This window comes from Pseudomonas umsongensis, from assembly GCF_002236105.1.
Taxonomy (GTDB): Bacteria; Pseudomonadota; Gammaproteobacteria; order Pseudomonadales; family Pseudomonadaceae; genus Aquipseudomonas; species Aquipseudomonas umsongensis.
Genome location: NZ_NIWU01000014.1, coordinates 1 through 4860 on the forward strand (window position 1 = coordinate 1; position 4860 = coordinate 4860).

At 62.1% G+C, this 4860-nt stretch carries 5 protein-coding genes; all 5 read right to left on the minus strand.

Annotation, left to right across the window (positions count from 1 at the left end; all coding sequences use genetic code 11):
• Positions 1–27: 27 nt before the first annotated feature.
• The gene (locus tag PSUM_RS30745; RefSeq protein ID WP_020800292.1) at positions 28–831 is read right to left on the minus strand and encodes an enoyl-CoA hydratase/isomerase family protein; all 804 of its coding nucleotides are present in this window, start codon (positions 829–831) and stop codon (positions 28–30) included.
• Positions 832–850: 19 nt separating this feature from the next.
• Entirely contained in the window at positions 851–2389 is a 1539-nt protein-coding gene (locus PSUM_RS30750) for an AMP-binding protein (protein ID WP_083348597.1), read from the minus strand.
• 5 nt (positions 2390–2394) lie between these two features.
• Positions 2395–2895 carry a (2Fe-2S)-binding protein gene (locus tag PSUM_RS30755; protein WP_008060977.1) on the minus strand — a complete coding sequence of 167 codons (501 nt, stop codon included), beginning with the start codon at positions 2893–2895 and terminating at the stop codon, positions 2395–2397.
• A gap of 1 nt (position 2896) precedes the next feature.
• The gene (locus PSUM_RS30760; protein WP_083348596.1) at positions 2897–3703 is read right to left on the minus strand and encodes an FAD binding domain-containing protein; all 807 of its coding nucleotides are present in this window, start codon (positions 3701–3703) and stop codon (positions 2897–2899) included.
• On the minus strand, positions 3700–4860 hold a 1161-nt coding region (locus tag PSUM_RS30765; protein ID WP_156703880.1), incomplete at its 5' end, for an SRPBCC family protein. The genes PSUM_RS30765 and PSUM_RS30760, both read right to left, overlap by 4 nt.

Below are 4860 nucleotides of genomic sequence, written 5' to 3' on the forward strand. Positions count from 1 at the left end.
CTCCCGGGCCTGCTCGCCGGTACGCATTTACTCGCCGGTGAACACTGCCGCACGCTTGCTGTGAAACGCTTCCACGCCTTCCTTGAAGTCCTTGGAGCTACGCAGGCGGCTGTAGCAGTGACCTTCCATTTCGATCGCGACAGTCAGCGGCGCATCTTCGTTGTCGTTGATCAGTTTTTTTGCCGTGCGCTGAGCCAGCGGCGAGAAGCGACGCAGCTCATCGACCAAGGCATCGACGGTGCTTTCCAGTTCGGTGTCCGGCACGACCTCGGTCGCGATACCCCAGGCATAGGCCTGATCGCCCGTGATGCGTTTGGCGCGCATCACCATGTGCTTGGTACGGGTGATGCCAATGATTTTCTGCAGGCGTGCGGAGCCACCCGAGCCCGGGATCTGCCCCAGGTTCTGCTCAGGCAAGGCGTAGCGCGTGGTTTGCGACGCAATGCGGAAATCGCAGGCCAGGGACAGTTCGAAACCGACGCCGAAGGTGTAACCACGGTTGGCCACGATCACCGGTTTTTCGCAACGTGCCGGTGCCGCGACGTTCCAGGCCAGCTTGGAAACGTGCTCGGGCGACGCTTCAAGAAAACCCTTGATGTCGCCGCCGCTGGAGAAGTGTTCACCCACCGAGCGCAGCACGATGACGCGCACGTCCTTGTGTGCATCGAGGGCTTCAAAGACCAGGCGCAGCTGATCGCGCTGCCCCATGGAAATGACGTTCAACGGCGCCCGGTTGAGGATGATGTCGGCGCGCTCGCGGGACACATCGACTTCTACCTGGAAGCCATCGAATTGAGTCTCGAGAAATTGCTGGATCGATTGTTGTTGCATGGGAGTGTCCTCTGGATGATTAGCTGATGGCCTTCAAGGCCTGTTCCTGGAATTGGGCCAGCAGCACGCGCCGCAGCACCTTGCCAACGGGAGATTTTGGAATCTGGTCGATGAACTGGTAACGCCGTGGCCGCTTGAATTTGGCCAGGCCCGAAGCAATGCAATGGGCATCGAGGTCGCATTCCGAGACTTCGGCGCGCAGCTTGATGAACGCGGCAATGATCTTGCCCCACTGCTCGTCGGGCAGGCCGACCACCACCACTTCTTCCACTGCCGGGTGCAGGGAGAGCATGTTTTCGATTTCCGCCGGGCTGACGTTTTCGCCGCCGGTGATGATCAAGTCATCGACCCGACCCGTAACGAACAGATCGCCCTCCAGATCGAAGTAGCCGATGTCACCGGTGAAATACCATCCGTCACGCAACGCCTTGGCGGTCGCTTCGGGGCGGTTGAGGTAGCCTTCGAACGCCTCGTCACTCGCCAGGTCGGCGATGATCTGGCCCTCCTCCAACGGATTGGCCTGCACGTCTGCCGTTTCTGCATCGAGCGGCACCACGCGCACTCGCTGGTTCATTGCACTACGCCCTGACGAACCGGGTTTGCGGCTGGCTTGCTGGTCGATGGTGAAGGTGTAGATTTCCGAGCTGCCGTAATGATTGACGAACAATTGCGGCTGGAACGCCGCCTCGACGCGACGCATCAAGCCGTCGCTCATCGGCGCACCGGCAAAGCCGATTTTCTCCACGCTGGCGACTCGCTCGCGGGCGAAGGCCGGGTGTTCGATGAGCATGTGGTAGAGCGTCGGCACCAGGTACAGGTTGCTGACTTTTTCCCGCTCGATGGCCTGCAGCGTGGCTTCGACGTCGAACTTCGGCACACAGACAAAATGTCCGTCGATCAGCGCCATGGACAACAACGAACGCACGCCCATCGTGTGATAAAGCGGCATGACTCCCAGCGTGCACTCGCTCTGGCGATAGAGGTTCTGCGCTACGTGGGCAACCGCCGCGGCGCGTTCGCAACGGTGGCGACGCAGCACGCCCTTGGGCTTGCTGGTGGTGCCGGAGGTGTACAGCAGCAGTGAAAAGTCTTCGGCGTTGGCCTGCAGAATGATTGCCGCAGGCGTCTGCGAACACAGTTCCTCGAAACTCAGGTCGGAGTCGGCGGCACGCAGACCGGCGGCGATCCGTGGCAGCCCTGTGGCGGCGCTGCAGCCGGCTACGGCGGCCACGGTCGCGTCGTCGTAGGCCAACGCGCGGATTTGCGCATCTTCGATGCAGTAGCCCAGCTCATCGGCAGTCGAACGCCAGTTCAACGGGGTCATGACGATGCCCGCAAACTGACAGGCCCAATGCAGGGTCGCCATTTGCCAGCGGTTCTGCATCGCTACCAGCATTCGGTCGCCGCGTTGCAGCCCCAGGCGTTGCAAGCCCCTGGCTGCGCTCTGGATATCGACGAACCAGTCTTCATAGGTTTTCTTCAATGCACCGTCACTGACCGCCACGGCGTACGGTCGGCGTTCAACGGCTGCGAGGAAGCTGCGTCCGAGATCGAACATTTTTGTTATACCCCTTTGTTCGTTTGGCGCTGGGCGGCGACTTCGAGCACGGCCTGGACGATGCCGGTGTAGCCCGTGCAGCGACATAGATGCCCCGAAAGCATGTCGCGTACCTGGGTCTCGTCCGGGTTGGGTACCCGTTCGAGGAAATCCACGCAGGACATGAGAATGCCCGCAGTGCAAAAGCCGCACTGCAAGGCGTGATGACGGCGAAAAGCTTGTTGCAGGTCGCTCAGTGTGTCGTCGTCGGCCAGGGACTCGACGGTCTCGATACGCCGCTCGTGCCCCTGAACCGCGAGCATCAGGCAGGAACGCATGGCGACTCCGTCCACCAGCACCGTGCAGGCACCGCAGACACCGTGTTCGCATCCAACATGGACACCCGTGGCACCGAGGTCGTGGCGCAGGAAATCGCAGAGTTGGGTGCGCGGTTCAGCCAACGCTTCGCGGGAGCGGCCGTTGAGTTCCAGGCGAATCGGAAAGGTTTGGTCGGCAGTTACACGCATGTCAGGCTCCTTCGATCAGCTGATGACCCAGCTCGCGAATCAGTTGGCGGCGATAGGCAGCACTGGCCTGCACGTCGTCTTGTGCATCGAGCGACCAGGCGGTTTGATTGAGCGCGTCGGGCAGCGCCGCACCACGTGGCAGACTGCGACGTTGCGGACGGTCGGCGACCCCGCCGATGCCGAGTTCGACCTGGTCCGTGCCGATGGCCGCGGCCAGGGAAACAATGGCGAAGTCACCGTGGCGCATGGCGATTTCACGGAAGCGATAGGTGATGCCTTCGCGCTTGAGCGGAAAGCGCACCTCGACGACCAGTTCATCCGCACGCTTGTCGGTGGTGAGAATGCCCTGGAAGAAGTCGGCAGCCTTGACGATGCGCTTGCCTTTTTTCGACTCCAGGACGATTTCGCCGCCCAGCGTCACAAGGCACAGTGGCAACTCGGCGCTGGGGTCGGCATGAGCCACCGAGCCACAGACGGTGCCGCGATTGCGCGTCTGGAAGTGACCGATCCAGGGCATGGCCAGTGCCAATAAAGGCACCTCGTCCATCAGGCTCGAACGCGCCAGCAACTGCGCCTGTCGCACCCCGGCACCGACAGCCAGGCAATCGTTGCGCAGCTCGATATAGGCCAGCTCATCCACATGATTGATATCGATCAGCAATTTTGGTTGAGCCAGGCGCATGTTCAGCACCGCCATCAGCGATTGGCCACCGGCGATGATGCGAGCTTCCTGGCCGTACTCGGCGAGCAACTCAACCACCTGACGACGGGTGTCAGCCCGAACGTAATCGAAAGCCGCCGGTTTCATTGCGCACCTCCCTTGCCAAACAGCACGCCGAGCGAGGCACGCAGCCGCGCCCACCAACCGGTGGAGATGGCTTGGCCGCTGACCCGTTGCGACAGGCGAGTAAATATTTGTCCGATGATCACTTTCGAGGCCCCTTGCAACATTCGGCCGCCGACTGCGGCGACTTTGCCGCTGACCGCCACCTGGTATTGGTATTCCAGGCGTGTGTGGCCATTTTCCAGTTCAACGAAACGCACCTGGGCCTGGCCTTGGGCCGATCCCATGGAGCTGCTGCCGGATCCCGACAGACGCAACGAATGCGGCGGGTCCAGATCACTCAGGGCAACCTTGGCCTCGAAGCGCGCGCGGATCATGCCGACGCCGACGGTGACGTCTGCGCGGTAACGGTTTTCGCCTTCGAGCACGAGGTCGTGGCAACCGGGAATGATCGCCGCCAGCGTCTGCGGGTCGAGCAAGGTATCGAACACCTGTTGCGGCGAGGCAGGAATCACCACCGAGTCGTTGGCCCGCAGTGCCGGTCCACCGGCGGCTGCGTCGAGGTTGTCATCGGCTTCCATACCGGCGGGCCGTGGCGGTTCGTCGATGCCAATGAGCGTGCGTACTTTCGATGGCGTCAGTGGCAGACGGATGTCCGAGCGACCGAGAGCGTCGGCCACCGCGTTGGCGATGCACACCGGCGTGCTCATATTGTTGCCCTCGCCCACCCCCTTGGCGCCCAATGGGGTAAATGGCGATGGCGTTTCCATGTGCAGGATCACCGGTTCGATCACTTCCGGTGCGGTCGGCACCAGGTAATCGGCGAAGGTCCCGGAGAGGAAGCTGCCGTCCTCGCCATAGGCGAACTCTTCCATCAGCGCCGCGCCGAGGCCCTGGGTGAAGCCACCACGAATCTGTCCATCGACCAGTGCCGGGTTGAGCAGGCGGCCGGCGTCATGGCAGGTGACGTAGCGATCGATGTGGATCTCGCCGGTCATGCGGTCGATTTCCAGACCACAGATGTCGAAGACAAAGCCGTAGCACAGTGAGCTATTGACCTGATCCTGGTCGTCCGGCGCCACCAGTTGCGGCGGGCTCCAGAAGGCGGTTTCGCGCAGGCCGCCGCTTTCACCTTCCGGCAGCAGGCCCGGCGACCAGTGGGTCGCACCGGCAATCCGATG

What these genes read in the sequence shown, in the direction of transcription:
- PSUM_RS30745 (WP_020800292.1), bottom strand. Translation starts at nt 831, where the DNA reads ATGCAACAACAATCGATCCAGCAATTTCTCGAGACTCAATTCGATGGC.
- PSUM_RS30750 (WP_083348597.1), bottom strand. Translation starts at nt 2,389, where the DNA reads ATGTTCGATCTCGGACGCAGCTTCCTCGCAGCCGTTGAACGCCGACCG.
- PSUM_RS30755 (WP_008060977.1), bottom strand. Translation starts at nt 2,895, where the DNA reads ATGCGTGTAACTGCCGACCAAACCTTTCCGATTCGCCTGGAACTCAAC.
- PSUM_RS30760 (WP_083348596.1), bottom strand. Translation starts at nt 3,703, where the DNA reads ATGAAACCGGCGGCTTTCGATTACGTTCGGGCTGACACCCGTCGTCAG.